The organism is Paenibacillus sp. ISL-20, from assembly GCF_018613005.1.
Classification (GTDB): domain Bacteria; phylum Bacillota; class Bacilli; order Paenibacillales; family Paenibacillaceae; genus Paenibacillus_AQ.
The window spans coordinates 19,816-36,550 of record NZ_JAGGRD010000054.1; the positions used below are offsets into that span (position 1 = coordinate 19,816).

10 protein-coding genes are annotated in these 16,735 nt (G+C 51.2%); 7 read left to right on the forward strand and 3 right to left on the reverse strand.

Translation table 11 applies throughout. The features are described from left to right. Nucleotides 1-44 precede the first annotated feature (44 nt). The 3 genes from J7E85_RS26875 to J7E85_RS26885 all read left to right on the forward strand — a co-directional run bounded on the left by J7E85_RS26875 (nt 45) and on the right by J7E85_RS26885 (nt 6,453). Entirely contained in the window at nt 45-1,757 is a 1,713-nt protein-coding gene (locus J7E85_RS26875; RefSeq protein WP_215163034.1) for an ABC transporter substrate-binding protein, read from the forward strand. A 203-nt stretch (nt 1,758-1,960) separates the two neighbouring features. After that, nucleotides 1,961-4,336 carry a glycoside hydrolase family 95 protein gene (locus J7E85_RS26880; protein WP_251036075.1) on the forward strand — a complete coding sequence of 792 codons (2,376 nt, stop codon included), beginning with the start codon at nt 1,961-1,963 and terminating at the stop codon, nt 4,334-4,336. Between the two features lie 83 nt (nt 4,337-4,419). Then, a complete protein-coding gene (locus J7E85_RS26885) occupies nt 4,420-6,453 on the forward strand; it encodes a beta-galactosidase (protein ID WP_215163035.1) in 2,034 nt (677 codons plus the stop codon). Nucleotides 6,454-7,037: 584 nt separating this feature from the next. On the opposite strand, the gene J7E85_RS26890 is transcribed toward J7E85_RS26885, so the two are convergent. The 3 genes from J7E85_RS26890 to J7E85_RS34330 form a co-directional block, all read right to left on the reverse strand. After that, nucleotides 7,038-7,619 (reverse strand): hypothetical protein, encoded by a 582-nt coding sequence (locus J7E85_RS26890; RefSeq protein ID WP_215163036.1) that lies wholly within the window; start codon nt 7,617-7,619, stop codon nt 7,038-7,040. Between the two features lie 229 nt (nt 7,620-7,848). Further along, entirely contained in the window at nt 7,849-9,504 is a 1,656-nt protein-coding gene (locus tag J7E85_RS26895) for a response regulator transcription factor (RefSeq protein WP_251036076.1), read from the reverse strand. Further along, entirely contained in the window at nt 9,464-10,216 is a 753-nt protein-coding gene (locus J7E85_RS34330) for a sensor histidine kinase (protein ID WP_353049563.1), read from the reverse strand. The genes J7E85_RS26895 and J7E85_RS34330 overlap by 41 nt, the downstream gene beginning before the upstream one ends. A 1,214-nt stretch (nt 10,217-11,430) precedes the next feature. On the opposite strand from J7E85_RS34330, the gene J7E85_RS26905 reads away from it, so the two are divergent. From J7E85_RS26905 to J7E85_RS26920, 4 genes are all read left to right on the forward strand, one after another. Continuing rightward, on the forward strand, nt 11,431-12,312 hold the full coding sequence (locus J7E85_RS26905) for a carbohydrate ABC transporter permease (RefSeq protein ID WP_076325362.1): 882 nt from the start codon (nt 11,431-11,433) through the stop codon (nt 12,310-12,312). Further along, a complete protein-coding gene (locus tag J7E85_RS26910) occupies nt 12,313-13,152 on the forward strand; it encodes a carbohydrate ABC transporter permease (RefSeq protein WP_076325363.1) in 840 nt (279 codons plus the stop codon). It abuts the gene before it with no gap. Between the two features lie 69 nt (nt 13,153-13,221). Further along, nucleotides 13,222-14,508, forward strand: a complete 1,287-nt coding sequence (locus J7E85_RS26915) for an ABC transporter substrate-binding protein (RefSeq protein ID WP_215163037.1) — start codon at nt 13,222-13,224, stop codon at nt 14,506-14,508. Nucleotides 14,509-14,660: 152 nt separating this feature from the next. Then, nucleotides 14,661-16,703, forward strand: coding sequence for a beta-galactosidase (locus J7E85_RS26920; protein ID WP_215163038.1), 2,043 nt, complete (start codon nt 14,661-14,663; stop codon nt 16,701-16,703). Nucleotides 16,704-16,735 lie beyond the last annotated feature (32 nt).

Consider the following 16,735-nt stretch of genomic DNA (forward strand, 5'->3'; position numbering starts at 1 on the left):
TGTTATACGATAGATAATTAAAAATCGATTTAGGGGGTATAGCAATGAAGCATAAGAAGAGATTGTCGCTGCTGCTCGCGATCATGATGATGGCTACATTCGTTCTTGCAGCGTGCGGCAACGGTGACAGCAACAATAGCGCAAACGGCGGCGAAGAAGGCAACGGCGGCAACGATACGCAGCAGGAAGAGAAGCTCGAGCCGATGACCATGACGTATTACAGCGCGGATTCCAATGCGAACTGGGCCAACATGCAGGATGCCGTCGGCAAGAAGCTGACTGAGAGAACCGGCATTACGATCCAGGCAGAATACGCGGTAGACGGCTCCAATCAGAAGCTCCCGCTGATGGTAGCGAGCGGGGAATATCCGGACTTGGTATTTGCCAAGGGTGACGCCAATCTGTTTGTGGATTCCGGAGCGTTTATTGATCTGACGGATCTGATTGAAGAGCATGCGCCGAACATCAAGAAGGTGTACGGTGAATATATGAGCCGCCTAAAATGGAGCAACGAGGATGAGGCCATCTATGTCCTTCCGACACTTGCAGCGGTGGATCATCAGGCACTCGATGCCGGCGGCACGTTCCAGGTCCAGCACGAAGTGCTGAAAGAACTCGGATACCCTGAACTGAAGACGGTGAAGGATTACGAGAAAGCGCTGAAAGACTATGCCGAGAAACACCCGACCATTGACGGTCAGCCAACGATTCCGCTGACGCTGAATGCGGACGGATGGAGAATTATGATCTCGGTAACGAACCCGGCGTTTATCGCGACAGGCGCATCGGATGACGGCGAGTATTATATCGACCAGGAGACGGTCGAGGCTAAGCTGCACTACAAGCGCCCGGAAGAGAAAGAATATTTCCGCTGGTTGAACCATATGAATGATGCAGGTCTTCTGGATAAGGAAACGTTCGTACAGAAAACCGACCAATACGAAGCTAAAATCTCCTCTGGCCGTGTTCTTGGCGTCATCGATCAGGAGTGGGGCTTCGGCAATGCAACCAACGCACTGAGATCTTCCGGCAAGGAAAACCGCACCTATGCGAGATTCCCGATCCAGCTGGATGAGTCGACTAAGGATGCAACGTTCCAAGACGCGGGTTACGTCGCCGGATGGGGTGTGGGCATTACGACATCCGCGAAGGATCCAGTTCGAATCATCAAGTTCCTGGATTATCTGGCTTCCGAAGAAGGGCAAGTTTTGATGAATTGGGGAATTGAGGGCGAGCATTACAACGTTGTGAACGGCAAGCGCGTCATTCCGGAAGACGTCCAAGAGCGCAAAACCTATGACAACGCCAACTTCACCAAGGAAACAGGAATCGGCTTGTACAACGCCATGTTCCCGCGTTACGGAGACGGCGTGAAGGATTCGACGGACAACTACTATACGACGAATTTCCCGGAGACGATCATAGAGAACTATACGCCATCCGCGAAGGAGACGCTGAAAGCATACGGCGCGCAAATGTGGAAAGACCTGTGGCCGAAACAAGAGGAATTTGAAGTGAAGCCATGGGGCGTTGCTTACAACATTCCAGTACCGAGCGACTCCAATATCAATATCACGTACAAAAAGGTGGAGGAGATTACCCGTAAACGGATTCCGGAAATCATTCTTGCCGATCCGGCGAAATTTGATGCGCTGTATGAACAGTTCATCAAAGAACTGAATGATGCCGGCGCCGAGAAAATGGAGCAGGAATACACCCAATTGGTACGCGACCGCGTCGAACTCTGGAATGATTAAGGTATAGGTGAATAGAAGGGGCCGGCAATATGCGGCCCCTTTTGCCGCTATATGAAAGGGTCACTGTTATAGCGGTTGTGTCGTTATTTAACAGAAGAAATACAGCAGTTGATGAAGGATATGAGGGGTTTATCGAGAAGACCTTTATCAAATTGGAATAAGGGGGGATTACACTGATTTCAGCACAGCAGCAGACCTCAACATTGTGGTATCGGGAGCCCGCGGACAAGTGGGAAGAAGCGCTTCCGCTCGGAAACGGCCGACTTGGGGCCATGGTGTTCGGAGGCGTTCAGGAAGAACGCATTCAATGGAATGAAGATACACTTTGGTCCGGATTTCCCCGGGACACGAATAATTATGAGGCTCTCCGGCATTTGGCAGCGGCAAGAGAGCTGATTGCGTCCGGGAAGTTTGCCGAAGCCGAGCAGTTGATTGAGGGAAAGATGGTTGGCAGAAGCACGGAGTCCTTTTTGCCTTTAGGAGATCTGGTTATTAGACAGAGCGGAATTGGGGATGATTGGACGGACTATAGGCGAGCACTGGATCTGGATACAGGGATTGCATCCACTCACTTTCGAGCCGGCGGCCCCGATGATCGCTTCAGCAGGGAAATGTTCATCAGTGCGCCTGATCAGGTTGCGGTTATTCGTTATACAAGCACGAACGGCGGAACCATCCAATTGGAGGTCGGGCTTCGTTCACCGCTGCAGCATGGTACCCGCAGTGCAGAAGGCGGATCTTTGGTGTTGTATGGACAAGCCCCCACCCATATTGCTGAGAATTACAGAGGTGATCACCCCGGGTCGGTGCTCTATGAAGACGGGCTTGGCATACGGTATGAAATGAGGCTGCTGGCCTTGACGGATAGCGGGCAGGTTACGGTGGATAACAGCGGTATACGTATTAACGGCGCAGGCTCGGTCACGCTGCTGATTGCGGCTGCCACGAATTTTGAAGGCTTCGATCGATCTCCGGGTTCTAAAGGAACCGATCCGTCCAGTATATGCAGGGGGAGACTTCAGGACGCGATGCGGCATGGATTTACAGAATTGCGCTCACGGCATATCGAGGACCATCAAGCCTTGTTCAGACGCGTGGAGCTTCAGCTTGGCCGTCTAAAGCTTGTGCGTTCCGCACAAGCTTTAGCCACCGACGAGCGGATGATAGCGTACCGGGAGGGACGAGAGGATGCTGCACTCGAGGCGCTGATGTTTCAATTCGGAAGATATTTGCTCATCGCCAGCTCCCGGTCAGGTACACAGCCCGCCCATCTGCAGGGCATATGGAATCCGCATGTACAGCCACCATGGAATAGTGATTATACAACGAATATCAATACCGAGATGAACTACTGGCCTGCAGAAACGACCCATCTGAGCGAGTGCCATGAGCCGCTGATCCAGATGATCCGGGAGCTTGGCGTAAGCGGTTCCCGGACGGCGAAGATTCATTACGGCGCCCGCGGATGGGTCGCCCACCATAACGTGGATCTATGGCGAATGACCAGCCCGAGCGATGGCAGAGCCATGTGGGCTTTCTGGCCAATGGGCGGAGCATGGCTGTGCCGGCATCTATGGGAGCGTTACCAATTCCACCCGGACCTTGAATATTTGCGGGAAACGGCTTATCCGCTTATGCGCGGAGCGGCATTGTTTTGCCTGGATTGGCTTATTGAAGACGGGAAAGGGCATCTGGTGACCAGCCCGTCGACATCGCCGGAAAATCAGTTCCTTACCGAGGAAGGCTTGCCTTGCAGCGTATCGGCAGGCTCGACCATGGATATGGCCATCATTCGCGATTTATTCCATAACTGCATCGAAGCTTCGCAGCTGCTGGAGCAAGATGATGAACTGCGGGAGGAATGGAAGGCGGCGGTTGCGCGCCTGCTGCCTTACGCCATCGATGCTGAAGGTGAACTCATGGAATGGAGCGAGCCTTATCCGGAAGCGGAGCCCGGACATCGGCACGTATCCCATCTGTATGGGCTGTACCCCGGCTCTGACATAACCATTCAGGATACGCCGCAGCTTGCGGTAGTCGCTTATCGTACGCTGATGTCGCGCATCGACCATGGAGGAGGGCACACGGGGTGGAGCTGCGTATGGCTGATCAACCTGTTTGCCCGATTACAGCAACCGGACAAGGCGTATGATTATGTCCGGACGCTGGTTTCCCGTTCCATGCATCCTAATCTGCTCGGAGACCATCCTCCGTTCCAGATCGATGCGAATTTTGGAGGCACCGCCGGAGTTGTAGAAATGCTGCTCCAGAGTCATTTGGACGCCATTCAGCTTCTGCCGGCGCTGCCGAAGTCTTGGGCAGAAGGCTCCGTAAGAGGGTTAAAGGCTCGCGGTGGGTTTATTGTGGACATGGAATGGAGCGAAGGCATCCTTACGTCTGCGAGCGTAACCTCTACGCATGGCCGAGTTTGTAGAATTAGCTGTTCCGTGCCGCTTGCTGTTAGAAGGGAAGACGGAAGTGTGGTGACGACGGATGAGCAAGGCTCGTTTGAAACGGTGAGCGGAGCGACTTACCGGATCACGCCGACCACCGATGAAGGCAGCGTGAACACGAATTGATTGAACAAGGCTTTCTTTGAACTGAACGAGATTTGAACTGAACCAGATACGGAATTTATGAAGCTAAAGGAGCTGAACCCAAGATGATTAACGAAAAGTTACCCAAAATGTGGTATGGCGGCGATTATAATCCCGAGCAATGGGATGCGGAAGCGTGGAAGGAAGATGACCGCATGTTTAAGCTGGCGGGTATCGATGTAGCCACCATTAATGTATTCTCTTGGGCTTTGAGCCAGCCGGATGAGGACACGTACGATTTTGCCTGGCTGGATGAGACGATCGATCGGTTGTACCGGAACGGGGTATATATCTGTCTGGCAACCAGCACAGGGGCCCATCCGGCGTGGATGGCGCGTAAATACCCGGATGTGCTGCGCGTCGACTACGAGGGCCGTAAACGCAAATTCGGCGGCCGCCATAACTCCTGCCCGCACAGCCCCACTTACCGTAAATACGCCAAAATCATGGCCGGCAAGCTGGCGGAACGCTATAAGGATCATCCGGCTGTCCTGATCTGGCACGTATCGAACGAATATGGCGGGTACTGTTACTGCGACAATTGTGCCGCGGCATTCCGGGCTTGGCTTGAGCAGCGCTATGGCACGCTGGATGCCGTGAACAAGGCATGGAATACCCGCTTCTGGGGCCATACCTTCTATGACTGGGAGGACATTGTTGTACCTAACGCTTTAAGCGAGGAGTGGTCCGGCAACCGGACCAATTTTCAAGGCATATCCCTGGATTATCGGCGTTTCCAATCAGACAGCCTGCTGGACTGCTATAAGCTGGAGCGGGATGAATTGAAGCGGATCACGCCGGATATTCCGGTGACCACGAATCTCATGGGCTTCTATCCGGAGCTGGATTACTTCAAATGGGCCAAAGAGATGGATGTTGTATCCTGGGACAACTATCCGTCACTGGATACCCCGTATAGCTATACGGCCATGGCGCATGCTCTGATGCGGGGACTTAAGGGAGGACAGCCTTTTATGCTCATGGAGCAGACGCCGAGCGTCCAGAACTGGCAGCCCTACAACTCGGCCAAGCGTCCGGGTGTGATGCGATTGTGGAGCTACCAAGCGGTCGCCCATGGCGCGGATACGGTGATGTTCTTCCAGCTGCGCCGTTCGATCGGAGCCTGCGAGAAGTATCACGGCGCGGTCATCGAACATGTGGGACATGAACATACCCGCGTATTCCGCGAGTGCGCGGAGCTGGGCAAGGAGCTGCAGCAGCTGGGGGACCGTATTCTGGATGCCCGTTCCGACGCCAAAGTCGCGATCATTTACGACTGGGAGAACCGGTGGGGCATCGATCTGTCGAGCGGTCCGACCGTCGCCCTCAATTACGTGAATGAGGTCCATAAATATTACGATGCCCTGCATCAGCTGCATATCCAGACCGATATGATCAGCGTGGAAGAAGACTTCCGGAAATATGATGTTGTCATCGCGCCGGTGATGTATATGGCAAAGCAGGGATTTGCAGAGCGCGTAGAGGCCTTTGTATCGCAAGGCGGAACCTTTGTGACGACCTTCTTCAGCGGTATCGTCAATGAGCATGATCTGGTGACACTTGGCGGTTATCCGGGCGAGCTGCGCAAGGTCATGGGAGTTTGGGCCGAGGAGATTGATGCGCTGCTTCCGGGCCAGCAGAATCAGCTGGTGATGCGAGGCCCGAAGGGACAACTGGAGGGCACCTACGACTGCGGAATTCTGTGTGACGTGATCCATGCTGAAGGAGCGGAAGTCGTTGCCGAATATGGCTCCGATTACTATCAGGGCACGCCATCGTTAACCGTGAATTCCTTCGGGGAAGGGAAGGCATGGTATGTGGCCACAAGTCCGGAGCCTAAGTTTCTGAAGGACCTGATGCAAACCATATGCAATGACCATGGCATTGAGCCCGTCTTGAAGGCTCCGGAAGGCGTTGAGGTGACAAGACGCGTGAAGGAGGGCGTGGAGTTCACCTTTGTACTTAATCACATGCCGGAGAGCAAACCCGTGCCATTGGAAGGGGAAATCTATGTTGACCTGCTGACAGGAGAGGAACACCGAGATTCCTGCGAGGTGCCGGCACGCGGAGTGATGATATTAGAGAAACGGCTGGGGTAGAGATAGCATGAGGGCTTCCACGAAAAATAATTAGCTTGGAGCGCTTTCAAAAAAAGCAGACGGGGAACCCCCAGCCTTCTCTGCTTTATTTTTTTAATACACGCCTGAGGTTACCCTCCTGATCCCGCAAGAAAAACTTAGGCTGCATGCGGTCTAGCTTCTGAGAAAATGCGTCGATCGGCATATGCTTAAACAGCCTAAGTCATTGAGAGCTTAAAAGAAGATTACTCTCTTGAAACGGTTGAAATAATAGAAGTTAATGGTATATCAACGCTGTATGTCGACGGGGAAGCTAAAAATGTAGATTTATTTTCCTAATCGAGCAGCCAGGCACACCAGGAGCACCCACGAGCTGAATCCCAGGCGACCGGCAGACTGCACCTGATCCATTAGAAACGGCAGCGGACGTTTACTAATACGTCCAAACTTATAAGGAGCAATATCCGGAAGTCCGCATTACTGCCGATCATTGACGATAACGGAGCTGTATGAAGGCATAGAAGGAGAGGATTAGTTTTCTTTTTACTTAAGCAACAACAAGGTGGCTCCTTACGAGGGAGCCGCCTCTATTTTTTGTACGGGTTTTAATCTATATTTTCAATACCCCATTCTCCTGCATCGTTTTTAGTAAGGAAGTAGGTAATACCTTGATTTTCAATACTCCCGTCTGAGGATTTTTTTGCAAAGCGCACGCCTACTCTAATTTGTTCTGGCTGGTCGACTTTTTCTATAAGATCCAAATCATAGAACATAAATTGATCGCTTTCGTTTGTGTAATAGAAGCCTTCTCTTATAGATTCCAAAGACTCCTTATTCAGATTCTCTTTAAACTTTTCTTTGTTGTTCTCCACAACCGATTCAAGATTGTTCCTTAACTTGGAGATAATGTTCTCGTCAAAGAAGCTGCCTTTATATTTGTCAAAGTCAATAGAGACGCCTTTCTTAAAATCGGCCGCTGTGATGTCCTTAATTGCTTCTTTCTCGGCTGGTTCGATCAGACTTTCTGTGTTTGTTGGTGTATTGTTGGTTGAAGGTGCTGGGCTTGTTGTGTTGGTAGGTTCTTCGCTATTGGAAAGAATGTCAGTGTCATCTGATTTCCCGCATGCAGAGAGAAGTAATGCTCCGATTAAACATAAAGATAAAATACCGCGAGAGAGATTTTTCATTAGGTTGATTCCCTCCTTGTAAGTTTTGGTATATATCATTTTCAGGTTACAATATTGACGTTTTGTTGTTAATACCCAGAGGAGATCGCAGCCTTAGATGAAGCACTCGGTAATTGCAAACGAGCGGATAGAAATGGGCAGAAAACGGAGGAACGATCGCAAACACCCAACAAGCAGCTATATCGGTGCTACGGCTCTCAGTCCTTCGGCGGTAAAACCGCTGTCCAGCCTACGCTTCCTGCTCATGCAGCTTGCGGAATTCCTTCGGCGAGATGCCCTCTTGCTTTTTAAAAACAAGACTGAAATATTTCTCGTTCTTGAAGCCGACCATCTCGGAAATCGCTGCCATTTTTAGGCCTCGATTTTGCAGCAGGACCTTGGCCTTGGAGATGCGGATCCGGTTCAGATGTTCCGGAATGTTAATGCCATGCTTTTGCTTAAATTTGCGGGAAATGTACTCACGGCTTACGTGAAATCGGTTTGCAATATCATACAGCGACACGTCATTCTGATAATTTTGCTCGATAAACGTCGTAATATCATGGATCAGGTCCTGACCCGTTTGCTTCTGCGACTGCACGGCCGAGGCCAGCAGGCTCATTAATTCAATCCAATACTGCTGCCACTCTGCCAGGGAGCACACATACTTGTCTGGGCTTGGCCGCTCGATGGTGGCGCTTTCCTCTTTGTACAATTTCAACAAAGCTTCAGACGACGGGTTAGCGGTTTCATGAATCACGTGATTGGCAAATCTCTCGATATCGCGGTCCCAACGCTCCAGAAGCTCCGGCGTGAGAACGCTGCTTTTTCGAATAGCCGCGATGAATGACTCTACAGCTTCGGTTATGGGAGCAAGTTGGCCGCTAAGTATGGCGAGCTTCCAGGTATCCTCAAACCCGCTGAACTGCACGCCTTTATGATGGTCAACGCCTAATCGGCGCTGCTCCTCTGTATGATGGATAAAGTGATTTAGGACCGTTAAATCCCTCTGATGCAGGGCGGACGAGCTTCGGGCATACAATTCCGGAATGTCTGCCGGGTATTGACCGTCAGGACTAACGCCAAAGTGCATGTGGCGCGACAAGGTGCGGTGCATCCCGTTATTGATCTCTTGAAGCAGTGTAGGCAGCGTGACAAGCTGATCCCACAGCAAAATAACAAGTTGGTGAGGTGAACCGAAGTGACGGAAGGCGATCCCGATCCGGTCCTTTTGCAGAAATTCATTGCAAATATTCAGCAGGGCAAACATGAGCAAATCCTGATGATGGCCAAAGCGGCTATAAAGCGCATGATCTGACTTGTCCATCTGCATGACGGCCAGGCGTATCGTCTGCGTTTGCTCCGGTACGATGCCTTCATCCTTGAGGCGATTGACCACCTGGGAATGGGCGCTTTTGTCATCAATCAGGCTGGATAACAGCTTCTCGGAATAGACCGGCCGGTACTCGTTCACCTGAACATGCTGCTGCTGCGCCACAAGGCGATCCCGTACCTCGGCTTTCCAGGCGGCAGTCGCCTTGGCGACCGCTTGGTTGATGACGGCTTCCTCGATGGGCTTCAGGATATAATCCGTGCCGCTGTACCAGATGGTGTTGCGTACGAATTCGAAGTCGTCATGCCCGCTGATGACAATGAATTTGATATCCGGGTAATTCTTGTGAATCCATTCCATGAGATCTACGCCGTTTTTGAGCGGCATCAGCATGTCCATCAGCACGAGGCTCGGCCGGAACGCCGGAATCAGCTCCATCGCCTCAAGACCATTGGCGGCTTCCTCAATATCGGTAATCCCATGTGTTTCCCACTGGACCAGCAGTCGGATGGCTTTACGCACGCGAGACTCGTCATCCACGATCAATGCCTTCATCAGTTTCACCTTCCACATTTATAGTCAGTACAACACGAAAGCCCTGAGGCTGGTTGTTTTCGATGCTGAATTTGGATTTTCCACGATAATACAGTCTCAGCCTTGTCATGATGTTGATGAGTCCGATCCCGCTGCTGTCTTCCGTTTCCATTTCGGACAGCACCTGAAGCTGTTCCAGATCCAACTCTTCCATCCGAAGCAAATGCTCCTGAAGGGTTTGAAACGGCTCATTCTGCATTCCGTTTCCGTTATCCTCGACCGTGATCTGCACAATGGAGGCCGATAGACGCTTACTTTTCAGCGCGATGTAATTGTTTTCCGCCAAGGGGTTCATGCCATGCTTGAAAAAGTTCTCGATCAGCGGCTGAACCAGCATTTTCGGGATCAACACCTGCAAAGTCGACTCATCCACATCGTAACGGAAGTCGAACTGATTCTCAAATCGTTCCTTCTGCAGCTCTACGTAATCCTTGATATGATCGAGCTCCGTGGCCAACGTGACCGGCTTGTCCGTATTGTACATGCTGTATCTCATCATCCGGGCAAGAGCGGAGATCAGGGAGTAGATCCTCTTCATGCCATGCTCGAGCGCAAGGGTGCCGATGGTTTGCAGCGCATTGTTCATAAAATGCGGGTTCACCTGCGCCTGCAGCGCCCGGAGCTGGTTGGTCCGGTTCGCCAGCTTCAGCTTGTATTCCTGCAAGATGAGATTGTTGATCGTATCCATCATGCTCCCGAACCTGCGGTGGAGTTCCGATTTCGTCTTTGCGGCTGGAGGAGATATCCACGGTCATTCGTCCGCTTTTGACCTGGCTCATGAGGCCTACCAATTCCCGGATCGGCGCCGTGATATAGACCGAAATCCAGATCGTGGCGGCGATGATGAGAATCAGGGACACGCCTATTAGCAAAATATTGACGAAGGCTGCTTTGTCCGCGCTGCTTAGAATATAGGAGGAAGGAATCTCCTTGATCATCGTCCAGTCGCTGACCGACGTCTTGATATTGTTATATAAATAGATTTTGTTGTTATATTCGAAATGGCCTTCCTTCTTGCCGGATTGCTTGATACTGTCGTACCATTCCGTTTGGATTTGCTGTCCCAGCATCTCGCCATGGCCGGCATACATGATATACCCGGCTTCATTCGTAATATATAGCTGCTCATGTTCGGGCTGGAACAGCTGATCGCTGATCCGGCTCAGGAAATTCATATCCATATCGATGGCGAGAATGCCTAATCGCTCGGTAGATGGGACGCGTTCAATGACCCGGTACATCGTGAATACTTGTTTATTGGCTTCATAGGGATAAGCTAACTGAAAGCCATACGTGTGAAGGGGATGGGGCGGCTGTAAAACCACCGTATCGTTATCGAGATCGGGAATTTCGGGATAGAGATTGACATCACTCGTTTTTCTGGCGATATCCTGGGCGAACAACGTGGCCTCTCTTTTGCCGTCGACATAGAGATAGACCTGTCTTGCACCGCCGATGGCTTTATGAATGGACTGCAGCGTGGCGGACTGCCTGCCGCTGGCATTAATGTTCTCATGACTATAATAAAGGCTGCGGAAAAAATCCGGATCCGAATAAACCGTAAGGGAGTTCCGGTTCATGTCTTCCAAATAGCTCTCCAAATTCAACCGTCCCTGATAGAGAAGGTTCATATTCTCAACAACGGCCCGTTCCTTGAGCGAGTTGGTTGTCATGACATAGCTGATGATCATCGAGATGGTGGTCGGAATGATGGTAGCCATGATCATAAAGGTAATCAATTTCGTGCGAATGCTGTTCCAATTCCAGTTCAATAAATTCACCGCCGATCAATTTTCTATACCATTTAGTTCACATCCTGTGGTAGTCCCAAGGTCTTCATCTTAGCATAATTAAATCATAGAGAAATGGATAGAGAAACGAGAGGACAAGCGGAGGGGGATTTACATGAACAGCAAGAGAACGGCTGCCTTGACGCAGCAGTTGGTTTATATCGGACCCGCGCTGCTGTTTTTCGGTATGACGATCATTATCCCATTTGTAATGGGGATGTATTACTCGTTTACCAACTGGAATGGTGTATCGGGGAATGTCGAATGGGTCGGGCTGGACAATTTCAAACAGATTTTCACAAATGACAGCGCATTCGCACAGTCCTTCTGGTTTACCACCAAGTTTACGATCGTTGGCGTGGTTCTAACGAACCTGGTCGGTTTTTTCCTGGCCTACTTCTTAACGAAAAATATTAGGGCGCGCAACTGGCTGCGGACGATCTTCTTCATGCCGAACGTGATCGGCGGATTGCTGCTCGGCTTCATCTGGCAGTTTATCTTCATAAAGGGCTTTGCCACCGTTGGCGAGGCAACGGGGATTCCGTTCTTTAATCTTCCATGGCTGGGAGACGAAGTAACTGGCTTCTGGGGCATCGTCATGGTCTTTGTATGGCAATCGTCAGGCTATCTGATGGTCATCTACATCGCGTCCATTACGAATGTGTCCAAGGAAGTCATGGAAGCTGCCGAGATTGATGGAGCGAACCGGTTTCAAGTGCTCAAGAGCATCATCGTTCCGCTCATCATGCCGGCGGTCACCGTATGTTTATTCTTGGCGATATCCTGGTCCTTCAAAATGTTCGACCTGAACCTGTCGCTCACGAAGGGCGGACCATACCGCTCCACGGAGTCGCTGGCTATGAACGTGTACAATGAGGCATTCCTGAACAACCGGTATGGACTCGGAACAGCCAAGTCCCTGATCTTCTTTCTGGTTGTTGCCGTCATCACGCTCATTCAAGTTCGATTAACGAAGCAGAAGGAGGTTGAAGCTTAAATGAGATCGAAGAAACCTCCTATGTCGGCTTCCACGATTGTACTTCAGATTGTGATGGTCATTATTGCGCTGATTTTCCTGGCGCCCTTTTACTTCCTGCTGGTGAACTCGGTCAAATCGCTGGGCGATATTATGGTCGACGCGGCCAACTGGCCAACCGCCTTTCACTTTGACAACTACAGCAAGGCTTGGGAAATGACCCGCTTCCCGGAAGCGTTCGTGAATTCCGTCATCATTACGGTCATCAGCAACCTGATCATCGCCCTGTTGAGTGCGATGGCGGCTTACCGAATGGTTCGGTCCAATACGAGATTCAATCAAATCGTGTTCATGCTGTTCGTATCGGCTATGGTCATTCCGTTCCAATCCATAATGATTCCCTTGCTGCAGGTCATTAACTTCCTGGGTGTTAACAACAGTATCGTGGGTTTGATTCTCAGTTATCTGGGACTCGGCATCCCGTTGTCGGTCTTCCTGTTCCACGGTTTCGTGAAAGGCATTCCGCTTGAAATCGAGGAGGCCGCCACGGTCGACGGAGCTTCTCCGTTCAGAGTATTTGGCCGTATCGTTTTGCCTATGCTGAAACCTATGATGGTGACGGTCATTATCCTGAACTGTTTGTGGGTCTGGAACGACTACCTGCTGCCATCTTTGATCCTGCAAAGTCCGGAACTGCGGACCATTCCGCTTGCGACCTTTGCCTTCTTCGGGCAGTATTCGAAGCAGTGGGATATGGCGCTGCCAGCGCTCGTGCTGGGCATCACGCCGATTATCATCTTCTTCCTGTCATTACAGAAGTACATTGTTGAAGGCGTCGCTGCCGGCTCCGTTAAGGGGTAATGGCAGCCTGGCTTTTCCCAAATCGGTTTTCCCATCTTTATATATAAACAATACTAGGGGGTAGTAAAGATGAACAAAATGAAATTATCTCTCGTGATGCTGCTGGCTTTTTCGCTGCTGCTTGCGGCTTGCGGCGGCAAGTCGGAGGAAGGTCAGGGCGGAAGCTCGGATGGAGCTTCCGGCGAAGTTAAGACGATTAAGATTTTCCAATTCAAAACCGAGATCGTGGACGGCCTGAATGAACTCAAGGTTGAATTCGAGAAGGAATATCCGAACATCAAGCTTGATATTCAAACAGTAGGCGGCGGTGCTGACTACGGTGCTGCACTGAAAACGAAATTCGCATCCAACGATGCCCCTGATATTTTCTCCAATGGCGGCGACGCCGAGATGGAGATGTGGATTGATCGCCTGGAGGATCTGTCCGATCAGCCTTGGGTGAACGATCTGGTGGACATGGCAAAAGAGCCGATGACCAAAGACGGTAAAGTATACGGTATGCCGATGAACCTTGAAGGCTGGGGTTACATCTATAATAAAGATTTGTTTGAGCAAGCAGGCATTACCGAGCTTCCTAAAACCTATGCCCAACTGGAAGATGCTGCGAAGAAGCTGGAAGCGGCAGGCATAACTCCTTTTGCGAACGCTTACCAGGAATGGTGGTTGATCGGTAACCAAGGCATTAACCCGGCGTTTGCCCAGCAGGATGACCCGAATGCTTTTATCCAGGGCTTGAACGACGGAACGCAAAAATTCGCGGGCAATGCGAAGTTCGAAGAGTGGGCCAAGCTGATGCAGCTGACATTGGATCACGGAATCAAAAATCCGCTGACCACCGATTACAATACGGCCATTTCCCTGCTGGCTACGGGCAAAACAGCCATGATGCAGAACGGCAACTGGGCCCAAACCGAGATTGATGCCATCAATCCGGACCTGAATCTTGGCTACCTGCCGATGCCGCTTGGCGACAATGCGGAGCTAAATGACAAGCTGAACGTAGGGGTACCTGCGAACCTGGTCATCAACAAGGATTCCGCATCGAAGGAAGAAGCGAAGATCTTCCTTAACTGGTTTGTCACATCCGATATCGGTAAAGAGTACATCGTCAAAAAATTCAAATTCATCCCGGCCTTGAAGACAATCGAAGCAACACCTGAGGATATGGGCGATCTGGGTTCAGCCGTGTGGGAGTACGTGCAAGCTGGCAAAGTACTGCCAAGACAATCCGCGAAGTTCCCTGACGGTGTAGCCCAGGAATTCTCCGGCGCGATGCAGGCCTTCTTCGCAGGCAAATCCGATGCGAACAAGATGCTTGAGGATATGCAGACATCCTGGGATAGTCTGAAAAAGTAAGGAGCAATGCTCTAATCCAAGTTAGCTAATCGTTCATAAGAGGTATGATCCCTGTCCAACATGACATGGGATGGTGCCTCTTTTCTTTAAGATTCAAAGTACGTCGATAGCTACGGTTTTCTTAGCTAAAGAACGATGAAGGAGGCATTTCAATGATTAATCAACATTTCCCTAAGATATGGTATGGCGGGGACTATAATCCCGAGCAATGGGATAAGGCAACGATGGAAGAGGACCTGCGGATGTTTGAACTGGCCGGCGTTGATGTGGCGACCCTCAATGTATTCTCCTGGGCCAGAACGCAGCGTGATGAGAACAGCTATGATTTCACGTGGCTTGATGAAATGATGGATCGGCTGGCTGAGGAGCAGGTTCATGTCTGCTTGGCAACCAGCACGGGGGCGCATCCGGCTTGGATGGCCAAGAAATACCCGGACATCCTGCGCGTTGACTACGATGGACGCAAACGCAAATTCGGCGGTCGTCATAACTCGTGTCCGAACAGTCCGACGTATCGCAAATATTCGGTGCTGATGGCGCGTAAGCTGGCTGAGCGTTACAAGGATCATCCGGCACTGGTCATCTGGCACGTCTCGAATGAGTACGGAGGGTATTGTTATTGCGACAACTGCGAGCAGCAGTTCCGCGTCTGGCTGAAAGAGCGTTACGGGACGCTCGATAAGTTGAATGCCGCATGGAATACTGGATTCTGGGGTCATACCTTTTACGAGTGGGACGAGATTGTGGTACCGAACGCGCTCAGTGAAGAATTCGGCGGAAACCGGACCTTCTTCCAAGGGATATCACTGGACTATCGCCGTTTTCAATCCGACAGCCTGCTGGCATGTTATCGGTTGGAGAAGGAAGAACTGAAGAAGGTTACGCCGCACATTCCGGTCACCACCAATCTGATGGGATTTTATCCGGAGCTGGATTACTTCGAGTGGGCGAAGCACATGGATGTGGTATCCTGGGACAACTATCCTGCGATTGATACGCCGGTAAGCTTTACGGCGATGGCGCATAATCTGATGCGCGGACTGAAAAGCGGACAGCCGTTCATGCTGATGGAGCAGACGCCGAGCGTTCAAAACTGGTCGCCATACAATTCTGCCAAACGGCCCGGCGTGATGAGATTGTGGAGTTATCAGGCCGTAGCCCATGGGGCAGATACAATCATGTTCTTCCAGCTCCGCCGTTCCGTGGGGGCATGCGAGAAGTTCCACGGCGCATTGATTGAGCATGTGGGACATGAGCATACCCGGGTCTTCCGGGAATGTGCGGAGCTGGGGCACGAGCTGCAGCAGCTCGGAGATAAGCTGCTCGACGCCCGTTGGGATGCCAAGGTGGCGATTATGTACGATTGGGAGAATCGTTGGGCGCTGGAGCTGTCAAGCGGACCTTCCAAAGCCCTGAACTACGTGGATGAGGTTCATAAGTATTATGATGCACTGTATCAGCTGAATATCCAGACCGATATCATCAGCTTCGAGGAGGACCTGAGCAAGTACGATGTGGTGATTTCCCCAGTGATGTATATGGTGAAGCCGGGCGTTGCCCAGCGCGTAGAGCAGTTTGTATCCCGGGGCGGAACCTTTGTGACGACCTTCTTCAGCGGCATCGTCAATGAGCATGATCTGGTGACCCTGGGAGGTCATCCCGGCGAACTGCGCAAGGTAACTGGCATCTGGGCCGAGGAGATCGATGCCCTGCTTCCCGGGCAGCAAAATCAGATCCATATGAAGCAGGATTGGGGATCACTGCGTGGAAGTTATCCATGTGGAATTTTGTGCGACGTCATCCATGCGGAGACGGCAGAGATTCTGGCTGAGTACGGATCCGACTTCTATAAAGGCACTCCTGTTCTAACGAAGAATGCGTTTGGCGAAGGGCAGGCCTATTATGTGGCGAGCAGTCCGGATTCGCAGTTCCTGCAGGCATTTCTTGCTAATCTGTGCGAAGAACAGGGTGTGAAGCCGCTGCTGAATACACCTGCCGGGGTAGAGGTGGTGGAACGGGTGAAGAATGGGAACTCCTACTTGTTCATCATGAACCACAATGCCGAAGAGATGACGTTTGATGCAGGTTCTGCCAATCAATTCGATCTCCTGGGCAGCCGGCAGATTTCAGGCCATGTCACGATTCCGGGAAGGGATGTCATGATTCTGGAACGGACGACCGCCGTAGGGTCTTAAAACGGACCATGGAGATTTAACTCGGACCTTGG

Coding starts and splice junctions, on each gene's coding strand:
- J7E85_RS26875 (WP_215163034.1), top strand. CDS start 45: ATGAAGCATAAGAAGAGATTGTCGCTGCTGCTCGCGATCATGATGATG.
- J7E85_RS26885 (WP_215163035.1), top strand. CDS start 4,420: ATGATTAACGAAAAGTTACCCAAAATGTGGTATGGCGGCGATTATAAT.
- J7E85_RS26890 (WP_215163036.1), bottom strand. CDS start 7,619: ATGAAAAATCTCTCTCGCGGTATTTTATCTTTATGTTTAATCGGAGCA.
- J7E85_RS26895 (WP_251036076.1), bottom strand. CDS start 9,504: ATGTGGAAGGTGAAACTGATGAAGGCATTGATCGTGGATGACGAGTCT.
- J7E85_RS34330 (WP_353049563.1), bottom strand. CDS start 10,216: ATGATGGATACGATCAACAATCTCATCTTGCAGGAATACAAGCTGAAG.
- J7E85_RS26905 (WP_076325362.1), top strand. CDS start 11,431: ATGAACAGCAAGAGAACGGCTGCCTTGACGCAGCAGTTGGTTTATATC.
- J7E85_RS26910 (WP_076325363.1), top strand. CDS start 12,313: ATGAGATCGAAGAAACCTCCTATGTCGGCTTCCACGATTGTACTTCAG.
- J7E85_RS26915 (WP_215163037.1), top strand. CDS start 13,222: ATGAACAAAATGAAATTATCTCTCGTGATGCTGCTGGCTTTTTCGCTG.
- J7E85_RS26920 (WP_215163038.1), top strand. CDS start 14,661: ATGATTAATCAACATTTCCCTAAGATATGGTATGGCGGGGACTATAAT.